Genomic DNA, 15,231 nt, shown 5'->3' on the forward strand with positions numbered 1-15,231 from the left:
ACGTGGATGGCCGGGACACGCCCGGCCATGACGACCTCATATCGTCAGGCAGCCCAATCCCATCATGCTCGAGCTGATCGTCATCTCAACTCTCAACGGCGTCCTGTACGGCATGCTGCTGTTCCTGATGGCGAGCGGCCTGACGGTGATCTTCAGCATGCTCGGGGTGCTGAACTTCGCCCACGCCAGCTTCTACATGCTCGGCGCTTTCTTCGGTTTTCAGATCAGCCACTGGTTCGGATTCTGGCCCGCGCTGCTGATTGCTCCCCTGCTCGCCGGCGCGATCGGCGCCGCGGTCGAGCGCTTCGGTCTGCGCCGCGTCCACAAGAACGGCCACGTCGCCGAGCTGCTGTTCACCTTCGGCCTCGCCTTCGCGATCGAAGAGATCGTCGGCATCATCTGGGGCAAGGTGCCGGTCGACTACCGCCAGCCCGACATTCTGGACTTCCCCGCATTCACGATCTTCTCGACCAACTACCCCGCCTACAAGATGTTCATGCTGGCGGTCTCGGTGGTGATCTTCATCGCGCTCTTGCTGGCGCTGAAAAAGACCCGTGTCGGCCTGATCGTGCAGGCGGCGCTGACCCATCCGCACATGGTCGGCCATCTCGGCCATAACGTCGAACGCATCTTCATGCTGGTGTTCGGCGTCGGCACGGCGCTGGCCGCGGTCGCCGGCGTAATCGCCGGGCCGTCGCTGGTGACGCAATCGAACATGGCGGCGCTGCTCGGCCCGATCCTGTTCGTCGTCGTCGTGGTCGGCGGCCTCGGCTCGCTGCCCGGCGCGTTTATCGCCTCGCTGCTGATCGGCCTGCTGCAGACTTTCGCAGTTTCGATCAATGCATCGCCCGCCTCGCTGTTCGGCCCTCTCGGCCCCGATTTGGCGACCACTTGGCTCAACGACATCTGGAACGTCACGGTGGCGCAGATCGCGCCGATCATGCCGTATCTGCTGCTCGTGCTCATTCTGATCTTCCGGCCGATGGGGCTGTTGGGAACCCGCGAAACATGACCGACCTCGCCTCCAGCGTCGCGCCGCCCCGGCCGACGCTGTCCGACCGCGTGAAATTCTACGGGATCTGGATCCTCACCGCGCTGGTGCTGCTGCTGTTGCCGAAGGTGTTCACCTCCGGCGGCTCGATGACGACCTTCAGCCTGGTCGGCATCTCGATTATCTTCGCACTGTCGTACAACATCCTGCTCGGCCAGACCGGCATGCTGTCGTTCGGTCACGCGGTGTATTACGGCCTCGGCGGCTTCCTCGCGATCCACGCCATCAACATTCTCGGCTTCCACAAATGGCCGATACCGCTGCCGCTGGTGCCGCTGATCGGCGGCGTAGCCGGGCTGTTCTTCGCCGCGCTGATCGGCTGGGTGATGACGCAGCGATCCGGCACCGCGTTTGCGATGATCTCGCTCGGCCTCGCCGAACTGGTCGCCTCCTCGGCGCTGATCCTGCGCAGCTTCTTCGGCGGTGAGGCCGGCATTTCGGCCAACCGCACCAAGCTGTTCAAAGTGTTCGGACTGTCGTTCGGACCGCAGATTCAGATCTATTACCTGATCGCGGCCTGGACGCTGATCGCGATCATCGCGATGTATGCGCTGACCCGCACCCCGCTGGGCCGGATGTGCAACGCGGTGCGCGACAACCCGGAGCGGGTGCAGTTCGTTGGCTACGACCCGCACGTGGTTCGCTACATCGCGTTCTGCTTCTCCGGCTTCTTCGCCGGCATCGCCGGCGCGCTGGCGGCGATCAATTTCGAGATCGCCAACTCGGCCTATCTCGGCGCGGTGCAGTCCGGCACCGTGCTGTTCGCCGCCTATATCGGCGGCATCGGATTCTTCATCGGTCCGATCGTCGGCGCGATCTTCGTCACCATCCTGTCGCTCGGCCTGTCCGACCTGACCCAGGTCTGGCAGCTCTACTTCGGCCTGTTCTTCATCGCCGTGGTACTGTTCGCGCCCGGCGGCATCACCGGCCTGTTGATGATGCACCGGCCACTGGTCCGCGCCGGGATGCTGACCCGGATGCTGCCGAGCTACGCCATGGCCGCGCTGCCGACCCTGGCGCTGTGCGTCGGCTTAATGCTGATGATCGAGACCATCGTGCACTACACGGTCAATCCCAACGAGGATCCGCATATCCAGGCGTTCGGCATCCCGTTCGACGCCGCCAGCCCGATAACTTGGGTGACCGCGGCCGTGCTGATCGTCGGCGGCTTCCTGCTCGCACGGCGGGCCTGGAGCCGGGTCGGCGAGACCTGGGACACCACCCTCACCGCCGCCCGCGCCAAGGTTCACGCCCTATGAGCACCGCGATCGAACTCCGCGGCGTCGAAAAGAGCTTCGGCGTCACCAAGGTCATCCAGAACATCAACCTGACGATCGCGCAGGGTGAGCGCCATGCGCTGATCGGCCCCAACGGCGCAGGCAAGTCGACCACCTTCAACCTGATCAGCGGCTATATGCGCCCGACCACCGGCAGCATCCTGCTGCGCGGTGAAGAGATCGCCGGGATGAAGCCGTTCCAGATCAACCGCCGCGGGCTGTCCCGCTCGTTCCAGGTCACCAACGTGTTCGCCAACATGACGGTGTGGGAAAATCTCCGCTGCGCCGTGCTGTGGGCGACCGGACACCGCTACGCGTTCTGGAAGAACGTCGACAATCTTCCGGTGGTGCGCGAACGCACCGCCCAGATCCTCGAGGACATCCACCTCACCTCGCGCCGCGACGTGCCGGCGGGTCTGCTCACCTATGCCGAACAGCGCGCGCTCGAGATCGGCATCACCATCGCAGGCGGCGCCGACGTGATCCTGCTCGACGAGCCGACCGCCGGCATGAGCAATGCCGAGACCGAACGTGCCGTGACCCTGATCCGCCGCCTCACCGAAGGCCGGACGCTGCTGATCGTCGAGCACGACATGAGCGTGGTGTTCGGCCTCGCCGACCGGATCTCGGTGCTGGTCTACGGCCAGATCATCGCCTCGGGAACGCCGGACGAAATCCGCGGCAATCCGAAGGTCAAGGAAGCCTATCTCGGCGAGGAAGCGGCCTGATGCTCGAGATCAAGGATCTCCACGCCTATTACGGCAAGAGCCACATCCTGCAGGGCGTCGATATGCATATCGACGCCGGCGAAGTGGTCAGCCTGCTCGGCCGCAACGGCGTCGGCCGCTCCACCACCGTCAAGGCGATCATGGGCGAGGTGCCGCCGCACGGCAGCATCCTGTTCAAGGGCAAGAACATCGCCGGGCTGCCGAGCTACAAGATCGCGCATCTCGGCCTCGGTTACGTGCCCGAGCATCGCGACATCTTCCCGGGCCTCACCGTCCGGCAGAATCTGATGCTCGGCGTCAAGAATCCGCGCGATCCCGGCAAGTGGCGGCTGGACGACATGCTCGACATGTTCTCCAACCTCAAGGAACGCGCCGACACCCCGGCCGGCGTGCTGTCAGGCGGCGAGAAGCAGATGCTGACGATCTGCCGCACGCTGATGGGCAACCCCGAACTGGTGATGATCGACGAGCCTACCGAAGGGCTGGCGCCGATTATCGTACAGCAAGTGGGCGACCTGATCGCCGAGATCGCCCGACGCGGCGTCGCCATCCTGCTGGTCGAACAGAAGCTGTCGATCGCGATGCGGATCTCGCACCGGGTCTATGTGATGGGCCATGGCAAGATCGTGTTCGAAGGCAGCCCCGACGATCTGAAGGCCAACTCCGCCGTCCGCAAGGAATGGCTGGAGGTGTGAGCCCGAGGCCCTGATGCCGTCTCCATCCGCTAGCGATTTGCGCTTGACTTGGAGTGCGCTCTAACCTGTAGCAACAGAGCGTCGTGACGGACAGAGCGGGCCATGAAGATCGGAGACCTCGCGAGGCGAACCGGACTGACGGCCCACACGCTGCGCTATTACGAGCGGATCGGGCTGTTGCCCCGCGCCTCTCGCGATTCATCCGGCCAGCGCGACTACGACGCGTCGATCCTGGTCTGGATAGCGTTTCTCGGTCGTCTCAAGACTACCGGGATGCCGATCCGGGATATGCTGGCTTACGCCAGACTGCGCGCACGCGGAGCCGCAACCGAAGACGCGCGTCGCATCCTGCTGCAGCAGCACCGTGACAAGGTTCAGGCGCATGTCGCCGAACTTCAGGCCTGCCTGACCGTCCTCGACACCAAGATCGCCGGCTATGCGGCCGGCGCCAGCAAGGTGGAGACCGACGATGACGCCATTCACGACCGACCAGCACGAAAGATTCGAGCGCGGCCTTCGCGCGCTCTCGGCGATTGACGGAGAGGCCGGCCACAAGGTCGTCGACTCGCTGGCCGAGATCGCGCCGGATTTCGCCCGCTATCTGATCGAGTTCCCGTTCGGCGACATCTATAGCCGCCCCGGCCTCGACCTGCGCGCACGCGAGATCGCGACCATCGCCGCGCTGACCGCGATGGGCAACGCCGCGCCGCAGCTCAAGGTTCACATCCAGGCCGGCCTGAATGTCGGGCTCAGCCGCCAAGAGGTCACCGAAATCATCATGCAGATGGCGGTCTATGCCGGCTTCCCCGCGGCACTGAACGGCTTGTTCGCAGCCAAGGAAGTGTTCGATGCCGGCGCCGCAGCGAGCCCAAACCACTCGGCATGACCAATCTCGTTCGTGTCCTGCCCCGTGAGGGGCTGACAGCAGCCGCTGTATCTTGCTGGCGAAGCCAATCGATCTGACGCAGAGACCAATGAAGACGGAGTACCTCGCTCTCCTGCGACACTTTGCCGACGGACGGTTTCCAGGCTACCATTTCGGTTTACCCGCTGATCGATCGTGAGCCTGATGCTGCCACCTGCCCTGATGCGCGCCACCGACTGGTTTCGCGCCTACGCCGACAATTCCGATCCGCTCGCCGCCGCCGGCAATCTGGTGGCGCTCGTGCTGGCTGGCAACGGCCCGTTCTATCCGCTCTACGTCGCGTTCGTGGCCGGCACCGGCGGAATGCCGTGGCTGTTGCTGACGCTGTTGTCGTTTCCGCTGTTCCTCGCCGTGCCGGCCCTGGCGCGGGCAAATTCGCGGCTCGGACGCGTGACATTGTCCTTGGTGGCGACCGGAAACACCATCTTCTGCACCTGGCTGCTCGGCGTGCCCTCCGGTGTCGAATTGTTCTTGCTGCCTTGCGCGATGCTCGCCAGCGTCCTGTTCCGTCCCAGCGAGCGGCTGTTGATGCTCCCGCTCGCGGGCCTGCCGGTCGCGGCCTATCTGTTCCTGCACAATCGCTACGAGCCGCCGCCGCACATCTATCAACCGGCCGAATACGCCGGCCTGCTGTCGATGAACGCGTTCAGCGCCGCAATGATCTCGATCTTCATCGGGATGGTGTTCTCGCGGCTGTTCACAGAACCGACCGGCCACTCATCCAGCGCACCACTATCCCGACACTAACGGAGAATTCGAGAAACATCCCTGCCTTATCACCGTCGCCTCGGGCGTGATATCAGGTGATTGCGGTCGCTCACATTGCAGCGGCGCCGCCATCGCTGGGGATCTCGATGGTCTATGTTGGGCGGCAGGACGACGGAACGACCTATACACCGGCAGAAGTGCCGAGCCCGGCGTTCGGCGCGACTCGCCGTTGGCCCGAGATAGCCGCATTCCTGATCCTGCTCGCCGCGGCGATCGGCATCGCCGGGGCAATGTACGCGAACTACGATCAAGCGCCCGACCTGCTATGGCGTGGCTTCTACCACGACCGCAACTCGCACTACAGCTTCGGGCTCGATCTGGCGCTGGCAGCCCGCGGCCTCGAGCCTGGATGGTTCTTCAGCGAACTTGAGAAGGCCAAGGTCTGGCCGCCCTTCCACGGACTGGTGCTCGCCGGCGTATTGCTGCTCGGTGGCATCGACCATCGCTTCGGCGTCGTGCCGAGCCTGATCGGCTGGGTGATGACGGTCGCCTTCGTCTGGCTGATCGCGCGCCGGCTGTTCGCCGACCGCTCGAGCGGCCTGTTCGCCGCGACGGTCGCCGTAATTTTCACCGCTGCGAGCCCGACCTTCCGCCTGATCAGCACCGACGTCATGCTGGAAGGGCTCGGTGCCGGACTGTCGGCGGCGGGACTGTGGGCGTATCTGCACGCCGAGACCAAGCCGGATTCGCCCGGGCGCTGGCGACTGCTGGCACTGATCCTGACCGTGCTGTTCTTTCACAAGGGCAACTATTGGGGACTCCTGATCGCACCGCTGGCGGTCGCCTACGTCACCAGCCATTGGCGAGCGATCGCCACAGGGGCGCGGACGGTCTGGGCGGCAACAAACGCGCGGACGGTGCTCAAAGCGACCGTAGGCTCCCCTCTCTTGATCCTGGCTGCCTTGGTGACCGGCTTGGTGGCGGCGATCTACGCGCAGGGGCCAATGGCCCTGGACCTGTTCGGGCGCTCGGTATCGCTGTATCCGCCGGAGAACCTGACCACCGCAGCCTACGCCCTGGTGTTTCTATGGTGGTCGCTCACCTGGCTCCGGCATCGCGGCGCGATCGACCGCACGCTCGGCACCGCTGGACGGGCAATGCTGTATTGGCACCTGACGCCGATCGCGATCTCGTTTCTGCTGCCGCATCGACTATCGAAATTTCTGTGGTTCGTCGGCCCGGCCAACAACGTCGACCCCAATTACAGCCTGATCAAGGGAGGCCAATTCTATTGGACCGTGTTTGCCGATGGCTTCCACCAGGTGCCGTGGCTCGCTCCGATCGCCATCGCCCTGGCCTTGATCGGCGCGATCGCGATCCCGAAGCTGACGCCCGGCGCACGGGCAGTATTCGTGTTCGCCCTGCTGGCCTGGGTCGGCGTGATCGTGCATCCGCAGCACCAGGGCCGTTTCATGTCGACCTGGGTGTTCGCGGTGTGGATCTGCGCCGGTGCGGGAGCCGGCGTCCTGCTGACCCTGGCACGCGCCTGGCTGTCGCCGGTTTGGCGCGGCGCGGTGGCCGCCGCGCTGCTCGTCCTCCATCTTGCTTCGCCGACGCCGAAGGCCGCTTCGGTCTATGCCCTGCAGGATGCATCCGGCCCGAGCGACTTGGAGCTGATCCGCCCCTATCTGCCCGAGCTGAACGGCGCGCGCGAAGTGGCGATGTTCACCACATTTGGCATGAGCAAGCTGTTCGCCTGGGTGATCCGCGAGCACTGCCGCTGCCACACCATCGTCGACGATCCGTTCATTGCAGGCGTCCCCTCGCGCGAGGCGGCGCGGGCGTTGATGGCCGACCGCATCGAACATGCGACCGCCGATGTCGTCGTGACGATCGATGCGCCTCACAGCCGCAACGAAAGCCCTGCGTTCGGCTGGGTTCATGCCAACATGGTCGGGATCATGGACGCCATGGCTGAGCAGACCTGCTGCGTTCGTGGCAACAGCTACGCACTCCCGATCGGAGATGCGACCGCAACGATCTGGCGCCGCCGTTAGCGAGCGGATTGCTGCAACGCGATAAGCATCGCATCCCCTGCGGCATCCCGTCGCTCATTCGGCGATTCGTCAGCGTCGCTGGTAACGATAGCCGGCTTTGTCCGCAGGCTTGCGTCGAGTCTCTCTTCCAAAACTCAAATAGTCGAATATCGTTGGTCTGGTCGCCGGAATAGGCTTAGCTGAGCGACGGCATCGCCTGGCAACAAGGCGAGCCTCAAAGAACGCTGCGGCATCACATCCAGGCGCGAGCAACGCGCCGGCCGGTGCCCGGGAGGAAACGGGGTTTGGAACACGCATTGGAAGTGCGCAATGTGTCGTTGCGCTTTGGCGGCGTCCGCGCGCTGAGTGAGGTGAGCTTTGCCGTGAACGACGGCGAGCTGTTTTCGATCATTGGCCCGAACGGCGCCGGCAAGACCTCAGTGGTCAACTGTATCTCCGGCCGCTACCAGCCGAGTGCAGGCCAGTTGCTGTTTCGCGGACGCGACATCACCGGGCTGAAGCCGAACGCCCGTGCCTCGCTCGGCATCGGCCGCACCTTCCAGAATCTCGCACTGTTTCACCACATGAGCGTGCTCGACAACATCATGGTCGGCCGCCACCACCTGCTCAAGAACAACTTCCTCACCGGCGCGTTGTACTGGTTCGGCGCCCGGCGCGAAGAGCTGGAGCACCGCCAGAAGGTCGAGGAGATCATCGACTTTCTCGACCTGCAGTCGGTGCGCAAGGCGACCGCCGGCACGCTGTCCTACGGCTTGCGCAAGCGGGTCGAGCTCGCCCGAGCGATGGCGCTGGAACCCAAACTGATCCTGCTCGACGAGCCAATGGCCGGCATGAATTTCGAAGAGAAGGAGGACATGGCCCGCTACATCGTCGACCTCAATGAAGAGTTCGGCATGACGGTGGTGATGATCGAGCACGACATGGGCGTCGTCATGGACATCTCGAACCGCGTGGTGGTGCTGGATTTCGGCCGCAAGATCGCCGAGGGCGACCCCGCCGAGGTACTCGCCGACCCGCACGTCAGGCGCGCCTATCTCGGCGAAGAGGATGAGCTGCTGGTCGATCCAGACGCAGCGTCGCTGCGCAGCTCCGCTCCGGAGCACGCGACATGATGGACTACGCCGGCCGCGTCGCGGCAGCCGACACCTTCCCAAAGCTGCTCCGCCTCAACGCAACCGAATTCGGTGGCGAGATCGCGCTGCGTGAAAAGAACCTCGGGCTGTGGCGCGAGTACAGTTGGGCCGACTATCACAAGCGGGTCCACGATTTCGCGCTCGGCATGGTCGAGCTCGGGCTCGGCCGCGGCGACGTGATCGGCATCATCGGCGACAACCGCCCCGATTGGGTCGCGGCCGAGATCGCCACCCATGCGATCGGTGCGATGAGCCTCGGGCTGTATCGGGACGTACTCGACGAAGAAGCCGATTATCTTCTGAACTACGGCGAGGCGGCGCTGGTATTCGCCGAGGACGAGGAGCAGGTCGACAAGCTGCTCGTCCTGGCCGAGCGCGCGCCCCACCTCAAGCACATCGTCTATTCCGACCCGCGCGGCATGCGCAAATACGACGACCCGCGGCTGCTGCCCGCCGATAAACTAGCCGAATTGGGACGCAATCGTGCGGCGCGAGAGCCCGGAGGTTACGACCGCCTGGTCGACGCCACCGGCGGCGAGGACGTCGCCATCCTGTGCACCACTTCCGGCACCACGGCGCATCCCAAGCTCGCGATGCTCGCCGCGGGCCGCGTGCTGCGGCACTGTGCAACCTATCTGAGCTTCGATCCCAAGGGGCCCGACGACGAATACGTTTCGGTGCTGCCGCTGCCGTGGATCATGGAGCAGGTCTACGCGCTCGGCAAAGGGCTGCTGTGCCGGATGAAGGTCAACTTCGTCGAAGAGCCCGACACCCTGATGAACGACTTTCGCGAGATCGCGCCGACCTTCGTGCTGTTCGCGCCTCGCGTCTGGGAAGGCATCGCCGCGGACGTGCGAGCGCGGGTGATGGACGCTTCGCCGCTGAAGCAGCGGCTGTACGACACCGGCATGAAAGCCGGTCTCGCTGCGCTGGAGCAGGGCAGACACTCGGCCTTCGCAAACGCCGTGCTATTCCGAGCGCTGCGCGATCGGCTCGGTTTCACGCGGCTGCGCTCGGCCGCGACCGGCGGCGCGGCGCTGGGACCTGACACCTTCCGGTTCTTCCGCGCGATGGGCGTGCCGCTGCGCACGCTGTACGGCCAGACCGAGCTGCTCGGCGCCTATACGTTGCACCAGCCGGACGCGGTCGATCCCGACACCACCGGCGTGCCGATGGGCGCCGACATCGAAATCAAGATCGAAAACCCCGACGTTCAGGGCATCGGCGAAGTCGTGGTCCGCCATCCCAACATGTTCCTGGGCTACTACAAGAATCCGGAGGCCTCGACTGCCGATATCAAGGACGGCTGGATGCAATCCGGCGACGCCGGCTATTTCAACGCCGGCGGACAGCTCGTCATCATCGACCGCATCAAAGACCTCGCCGAACTGTCGCACGGCGAGCGGTTCTCGCCGCAATACATCGAGAACAAGCTGAAATTCTCGCCTTACGTCGCAGAGGCGGTGATTCTCGGCGCCGGCCGCGACATGCTGGCGGCGATGATCTGCATCCGCTACTCGATCATCTCGAAATGGGCGGAGCGGAAGCGGATCTCCTTCACCACCTATTCCGACCTCGCCTCGCGCCCGGAGGTCTACGAGCTGCTGCGCAAGGAGGTCGAAAGCGTCAACACCACGCTCCCGCCCGCACAGCGGATCGCGCGGTTCCTGCTGCTCTACAAGGAACTCGACGCCGACGACGGCGAGCTGACCCGCACCCGCAAGGTCCGCCGCAGCGTCATCAACGAGAAATACGCCGAGATCATCGACGGCATCTATGGCGGCCAGAGCGACATCCCGGTCGACACCACCATCCAGTTCCAGGACGGCACGACGCAGCGGATCCGCACCTCCCTGAAGGTCGTGGATTTGGGCAGCGGCGCCGCGCACGCGGAGGCGGCGGAATGAGCACGGCAGCGCAACGTGTGAAGGCGTCATGCGCGGGCTCGACCCGCGCATCCATCGTTCAAAGAAGATGGATTGCTGGATCAAGTCCGGCAATGACGTGGGAGGCAAGAAGATGAACTCCACCCTCCTGATCCAGCTTCTCGTCAACGGCCTCGTGGTCGGCACGCTGTACGGCGTGGTCGCGATGAGCTTCGTGCTGATCTACAAGGCCACCCAGGTCGTCAATTTCGCTCAGGGCGAATTGTTGCTGATCGGCGCCTGGGTGTGCTGGGCGCTGCTCGCCAAATATCAGGTGCCGTTCTATCTCGGGATGCCGCTGACGCTGGTGTTCATGTTCGTGTTCGGCATCGCGGTGCAGATCGTGGTGCTGCGGCCGATGATCGGCGAGCCGATCATCTCGGTGATCATGGTGACGATCGCTCTGTCGACCGTATTCCAGGCGGCGTTGAAGTGGATCTTTGGCGTCAGTCCGCAACCGTTCCCGCAAGTGTTCGCCACCCAATCGATCACGATCGGCAGCCTGCAGATCCAGACCGTTTACGTGATGAGTCTGGTCGTCTCGGTGGCGATGATGATCGGTATGGCGTGGTTCTTCAAAGTGTCGAAATACGGCCTGGCGATGCGGGCGACAGCGTTCAACCAGCAGGTCGCGCAATCGCTCGGAATCTCGGTGAAGAGCGTGTTCGCGATGGCCTGGGCGATTTCAGCGACGGTGTCGGCGGTCGCCGGGGTTGTCGTCGCCGTGGTGAACGGCGTCTCATCAGGGCTGTCGGCCTACGGCATCAAGGTGTTTCCGGCAGCGATCCTCGGCGGTCTGGATTCGATCGGCGGCGCCGTGCTCGGCGGCATCATCATCGGCCTGCTCGAGAATATCGCCCAGTATGTCGACAGCGAATATCTGCACTGGGGCAATCTCTACGAAATCGCACCGTTCTACGTGCTGATCATCATCCTGATGATCAAGCCCTACGGCCTGTTCGGCACCAAGGACATCGAGCGGATCTAGGCATGATCGCGGAAAAGTGGACACCGGTTTTCCGGAACGATCATGCCCAAAGAGAGAGATGGCGCATGACGATGATTTTATCCCAGAGAGAGCGTTGACAGCGCCATGGCGAATACTCCCCTGATCCCCGCCGGCGATTTCCGCACCTCCTATGCCGCCGACACCACGATCTTCCCGACGAAGACCAGCCGCAACGCGGCGATCCTCGGCATTGCGCTGGTGTGCTTGGCGCCGCATCTGCTGTCGAGCTATTGGCTCAGCATCCTGATCCAGATCGGCATCTTCGGCATCGCGGCGCTCGGACTGAACATCCTCGTCGGCTTCACCGGCCAGATCTCGATCGGACACGCCGCGTTCTTTCTGCTCGGCGCCTACACCTCGGCATATCTGAACAATCATTTTCCGATCCCGGTGGCGTTCGCGATTCCGCTCGCCGGGATCGTCGCGGCGCTGGTCGGGTTGGTGTTCGGCCTGCCCGCCGCGCGGCTGAAGGGGCTGTATCTCGTCATCGCCACACTGGCGGCGCAGTACATTCTGATCGACTTCTTCTCGCGCGCCGAATGGTTCTCCGGCGGCTCGGTGCCGGCGATGGCCAATCCGTTCTCGCTTTTCGGCTGGGTGCTGCAGGGCGACAAGCAGTATTTCTACGTCGTGCTGGCCTATGTGCTGGTCAGCTACATCCTGGTCACCAACCTGATGCGGACCCGGGACGGCCGCGCGCTGGTGGCGGTGCGCGACCACTATCTCTCCGCCGAGATCATGGGCATCAACCTCACCAAATATCGCACGCTGTCGTTCGGGCTGGCGGCGTTCTTCGCGGGCATCGCCGGCGCGCTGTACGGGCACTATCAGCTCGTCGTCTCCAACGAAGGCTTCGGCATCGAGCGTTCGATCCTGTTCCTGGCGATGATCATCATCGGCGGCATCGGTTCGATCTCGGGCACGCTGATGGGCACCGCCTTCGTGGTGCTGCTCCCGGAAGTGATGGAATGGCTGAGCGAGGCGCTGAAGGGCGGCGCGATCGACCGCGTGCTGGCGCTCAACAACAACCTGACCTTCCTGCGCGAGATCGCGATCGGCCTGATCATCATCGCCTTCCTGGTGTTCGAGCCGGACGGGCTGGCGCACCGCTGGCGGCAGATCAAGGCGTACTGGAAACTCTACCCCTTCTCGCATTGAGGTTGGCGCAGGGGAACAACAACAAGACCTCGACCAAAACGATCGGAGGACGACCCATGAAACTGAAATCCCTTTTGAGCACGGCGTCGCTGGCGTTGGTGATGGCCGCGGCTTCCGCGACCGCGCAGGCGCAGATCGCGATCGGCCATCTTGCCGACTATTCGGGCGGCACCTCGGACGTCGGCACGCCCTATGGCCACGCGGTCGCCGACACCTTCGCCTGGGTCAACAAGAACGGCGGCGTCGCCGGCAAGCAGCTCAATGTCGACACCAACGACTACGGCTATCAGGTGCCGCGCGCGATCGCGCTGTACAAGAAATGGTCGAGCGGCGACAAGGTCGCGGCGATCATGGGCTGGGGCACCGCCGACACCGAGGCGCTGACCGGCTTCCTCGCCAACGACAAGATCCCGGACATCTCCGGCTCCTACGCCGCGGCGCTGACCGATCCGGAAGGCACCAGCGGCAAGGCCAAGCCGGCGCCTTACAATTTCTTCTACGGCCCGTCCTACTCGGATGCCGTGCGCGCCGAGCTGATGTGGGCCGCGGAAGACTGGAAGGCCAAGGGCAAGCCAGGTAAGCCGAAATTCGTCCACATGGGCGCCAATCACCCCTACCCCAACGCGCCGAAGGCCGCGGGCGAGGCGATGGCCAAGGAGCTCGGCTTCGAGGTGCTGCCGCCGCTGGTGTTCGCGCTGTCGCCGGGCGACTACAGCGCCCAGTGCCTGTCCCTGAAGAGCTCCGGCGCCAATTACGCCTATCTCGGCAACACCGCGGCTTCCAACATCTCCGTGATGAAGGCCTGCAAGGCGGCCGGGGTCGACGTCCAGTTCATGAGCAATGTCTGGGGCATGGACGAGAACGCCGCCAAGACCGCCGGCGATGCCGCCGACGGCGTGATCTTCCCGCTGCGCACCGCGGTCGCCTGGGGCGGCAATGCGCCCGGCATGAAGACGGTCGAGGCGATCTCCAAGATGTCCGATCCCGCCGGCACCGCGTATCGGCCGGTGCACTACATCGCCGGCGTGTGCTCGGCGCTGTACATGAAGGAGGCGATCGAATGGGCCGCCAAGAACGGCGGCGCCACCGGCGAGAACGTCGCCAAGGGCTTCTATCAGAAGAAGGACTGGGTGCCGGCCGGGATGGAAGGCGTCTGCAATCCCTCGACCTGGACCGCTAAGGACCACCGCGGCACCATGAAGATCGACCTGTACCGCGCCAAGGTGTCGGGCCAGACCGACGGCGACCTCAAGGACCTGATCGCCAAGGGCACCATCAAGCTCGAAAAGGTCAAGACCGTCGACCTGCCGCGCAAACCGGAATGGGCGGGGTGGTGAGCTGAACGCCTAGCCCAGCGCAGCGGCGGCTGAGCGCAGCTGTGCAACTCTGAAAAGCGTGCGCCGCGTCTGCTTTGAGCCGCGGCGCCTCAACACAAACAACCGTCATCCCCCGCTTTCGTGGGCGGTGACGGCGGTGGTTGGGGTGCAGATTTCCCACCATCAAGTTCAGCGAGTTCGAGAACGTAGGACCACCATGACGGAAGCCGCCGAACTTCACCCTCCGCAGCCCGGCGCCTCCACGGCGCCCCCCCCTCTGCTCAGCGTCCGCAACATTGAGGTGGTCTATGACGACGTTATCCTGGTGCTGCGCGGCCTCAGCCTCGACGTGCCACAAAGCGCGATCGTGGCGTTGCTCGGGGCCAACGGCGCCGGCAAGTCGACCACGCTGAAGGCGATCTCGGGCCTCTTGAAGACCGAGGACGGCGAGGTCACCCGCGGCGAGATCGTGTTCGACGGCGATCGCATCGACGGCATCGATCCAGATCGCATCGTCCGCCGCGGTATTTTCCAAGTGATGGAAGGCCGCCGCATCGTCTCCGACATGACGTCGCTGGAGAACCTGAGGCTCGGCGCCTTCACCCGCAGCGACCGCGAGGTCGGCCGCGACATCGAGATGGTCTATAACTACTTCCCGCGACTGAAGGAGCGCACCGGCCTCGCCGGCTACCTGTCCGGCGGCGAACAGCAGATGCTGGCGATCGGCCGTGCCCTGATGGCCCGGCCCAAGATGATCCTGATGGACGAGCCCTCGATGGGCCTGTCGCCGCTGCTGGTCAAAGAGGTGTTCTCGATTATCCAGCAGATCAACCGCGACCTCGGCGTCACCATCCTCCTGGTCGAACAAAACGCCCGCGCCGCCCTCTCCGTCGCCAGCCACGGCTACATCATGGAGCAAGGCAAAGTCGTGCTCGACGGCACCGCCGACGAGCTGCGCGACAACGAAGACGTCAAGGAATTCTACCTCGGCGGCGCCGGGGATCAGAGGAAGAGCTTTAAGAACTTGAAGAGTTTCAAGAGGAGGAAGAGGTGGCTGTAGGCTGAGGCTCTTCCTTCGGTCGGTGCAAAACCAACTCACTCCAACCATTCTCTTGTTACGGAAGGTGGGATGATCTCCGTTGACGTTTAAAACGATTGATGAAATCGAGTAGGGGCTGCTCTCCGGGTTGACCTGCCACCGAACTTTCATCCAGCTACAGTTAGAGCCTCGGCGGTTTTTACGCCGGTC

At 64.0% G+C, this 15,231-nt stretch carries 14 protein-coding genes; all 14 read left to right on the forward strand.

Features of this window, described 5'->3' with window-relative positions; all coding sequences use genetic code 11:
• The first annotated feature begins 64 nt into the window (after positions 1-64).
• The 14 genes from M9H71_RS09110 (at position 65) to M9H71_RS09175 (ending at position 15,042) form a co-directional block, all read left to right on the forward strand.
• Positions 65-1,012, forward strand: a complete 948-nt coding sequence (locus M9H71_RS09110) for a branched-chain amino acid ABC transporter permease (protein ID WP_455404721.1) — start codon at positions 65-67, stop codon at positions 1,010-1,012.
• Complete coding sequence (locus M9H71_RS09115) at positions 1,009-2,310, forward strand: branched-chain amino acid ABC transporter permease (protein WP_455404722.1); 1,302 nt, start codon at positions 1,009-1,011, stop codon at positions 2,308-2,310. Before M9H71_RS09110 ends, M9H71_RS09115 begins: the two co-directional genes overlap by 4 nt.
• Positions 2,307-3,056: an ABC transporter ATP-binding protein gene (locus M9H71_RS09120; RefSeq protein ID WP_455404723.1), complete on the forward strand. Its 750-nt coding sequence runs from the start codon at positions 2,307-2,309 to the stop codon at positions 3,054-3,056. Before M9H71_RS09115 ends, M9H71_RS09120 begins: the two co-directional genes overlap by 4 nt.
• Positions 3,056-3,751 carry an ABC transporter ATP-binding protein gene (locus M9H71_RS09125; RefSeq protein ID WP_455404724.1) on the forward strand — a complete coding sequence of 232 codons (696 nt, stop codon included), beginning with the start codon at positions 3,056-3,058 and terminating at the stop codon, positions 3,749-3,751. Before M9H71_RS09120 ends, M9H71_RS09125 begins: the two co-directional genes overlap by 1 nt.
• 102 nt (positions 3,752-3,853) lie before the next feature.
• Positions 3,854-4,288 carry a MerR family transcriptional regulator gene (locus M9H71_RS09130; RefSeq protein ID WP_455404725.1) on the forward strand — a complete coding sequence of 145 codons (435 nt, stop codon included), beginning with the start codon at positions 3,854-3,856 and terminating at the stop codon, positions 4,286-4,288.
• Positions 4,221-4,637: a carboxymuconolactone decarboxylase family protein gene (locus tag M9H71_RS09135; protein WP_455404726.1), complete on the forward strand. Its 417-nt coding sequence runs from the start codon at positions 4,221-4,223 to the stop codon at positions 4,635-4,637. Before M9H71_RS09130 ends, M9H71_RS09135 begins: the two co-directional genes overlap by 68 nt.
• A 183-nt stretch (positions 4,638-4,820) precedes the next feature.
• On the forward strand, positions 4,821-5,423 hold the full coding sequence (locus M9H71_RS09140; protein WP_455404727.1) for a hypothetical protein: 603 nt from the start codon (positions 4,821-4,823) through the stop codon (positions 5,421-5,423).
• 56 nt (positions 5,424-5,479) lie between these two features.
• Positions 5,480-7,441 (forward strand): glycosyltransferase family 39 protein, encoded by a 1,962-nt coding sequence (locus M9H71_RS09145; protein WP_455404728.1) that lies wholly within the window; start codon positions 5,480-5,482, stop codon positions 7,439-7,441.
• Between the two features lie 284 nt (positions 7,442-7,725).
• The gene (locus M9H71_RS09150) at positions 7,726-8,553 is read left to right on the forward strand and encodes an ABC transporter ATP-binding protein (RefSeq protein WP_455404729.1); all 828 of its coding nucleotides are present in this window, start codon (positions 7,726-7,728) and stop codon (positions 8,551-8,553) included.
• On the forward strand, positions 8,550-10,481 hold the full coding sequence (locus M9H71_RS09155; protein WP_455404730.1) for an AMP-binding protein: 1,932 nt from the start codon (positions 8,550-8,552) through the stop codon (positions 10,479-10,481). Before M9H71_RS09150 ends, M9H71_RS09155 begins: the two co-directional genes overlap by 4 nt.
• Before the next feature lie 112 nt (positions 10,482-10,593).
• On the forward strand, positions 10,594-11,487 hold the full coding sequence (locus M9H71_RS09160) for a branched-chain amino acid ABC transporter permease (protein WP_455404731.1): 894 nt from the start codon (positions 10,594-10,596) through the stop codon (positions 11,485-11,487).
• Between the two features lie 105 nt (positions 11,488-11,592).
• Positions 11,593-12,666 (forward strand): branched-chain amino acid ABC transporter permease, encoded by a 1,074-nt coding sequence (locus M9H71_RS09165; protein WP_455404732.1) that lies wholly within the window; start codon positions 11,593-11,595, stop codon positions 12,664-12,666.
• Between the two features lie 56 nt (positions 12,667-12,722).
• Positions 12,723-14,003, forward strand: coding sequence for an ABC transporter substrate-binding protein (locus M9H71_RS09170; RefSeq protein ID WP_455404733.1), 1,281 nt, complete (start codon positions 12,723-12,725; stop codon positions 14,001-14,003).
• Between the two features lie 196 nt (positions 14,004-14,199).
• Positions 14,200-15,042: an ABC transporter ATP-binding protein gene (locus tag M9H71_RS09175; protein WP_455404734.1), complete on the forward strand. Its 843-nt coding sequence runs from the start codon at positions 14,200-14,202 to the stop codon at positions 15,040-15,042.
• Positions 15,043-15,231 lie beyond the last annotated feature (189 nt).

Source organism: Rhodopseudomonas parapalustris, assembly GCF_053772255.1.

What these genes read in the sequence shown, in the direction of transcription:
- M9H71_RS09110 (WP_455404721.1), top strand. Translation starts at nt 65, where the DNA reads ATGCTCGAGCTGATCGTCATCTCAACTCTCAACGGCGTCCTGTACGGC.
- M9H71_RS09115 (WP_455404722.1), top strand. Translation starts at nt 1,009, where the DNA reads ATGACCGACCTCGCCTCCAGCGTCGCGCCGCCCCGGCCGACGCTGTCC.
- M9H71_RS09120 (WP_455404723.1), top strand. Translation starts at nt 2,307, where the DNA reads ATGAGCACCGCGATCGAACTCCGCGGCGTCGAAAAGAGCTTCGGCGTC.
- M9H71_RS09125 (WP_455404724.1), top strand. Translation starts at nt 3,056, where the DNA reads ATGCTCGAGATCAAGGATCTCCACGCCTATTACGGCAAGAGCCACATC.
- M9H71_RS09130 (WP_455404725.1), top strand. Translation starts at nt 3,854, where the DNA reads ATGAAGATCGGAGACCTCGCGAGGCGAACCGGACTGACGGCCCACACG.
- M9H71_RS09135 (WP_455404726.1), top strand. Translation starts at nt 4,221, where the DNA reads ATGACGCCATTCACGACCGACCAGCACGAAAGATTCGAGCGCGGCCTT.
- M9H71_RS09140 (WP_455404727.1), top strand. Translation starts at nt 4,821, where the DNA reads ATGCTGCCACCTGCCCTGATGCGCGCCACCGACTGGTTTCGCGCCTAC.
- M9H71_RS09155 (WP_455404730.1), top strand. Translation starts at nt 8,550, where the DNA reads ATGATGGACTACGCCGGCCGCGTCGCGGCAGCCGACACCTTCCCAAAG.
- M9H71_RS09160 (WP_455404731.1), top strand. Translation starts at nt 10,594, where the DNA reads ATGAACTCCACCCTCCTGATCCAGCTTCTCGTCAACGGCCTCGTGGTC.
- M9H71_RS09165 (WP_455404732.1), top strand. Translation starts at nt 11,593, where the DNA reads ATGGCGAATACTCCCCTGATCCCCGCCGGCGATTTCCGCACCTCCTAT.
- M9H71_RS09170 (WP_455404733.1), top strand. Translation starts at nt 12,723, where the DNA reads ATGAAACTGAAATCCCTTTTGAGCACGGCGTCGCTGGCGTTGGTGATG.
- M9H71_RS09175 (WP_455404734.1), top strand. Translation starts at nt 14,200, where the DNA reads ATGACGGAAGCCGCCGAACTTCACCCTCCGCAGCCCGGCGCCTCCACG.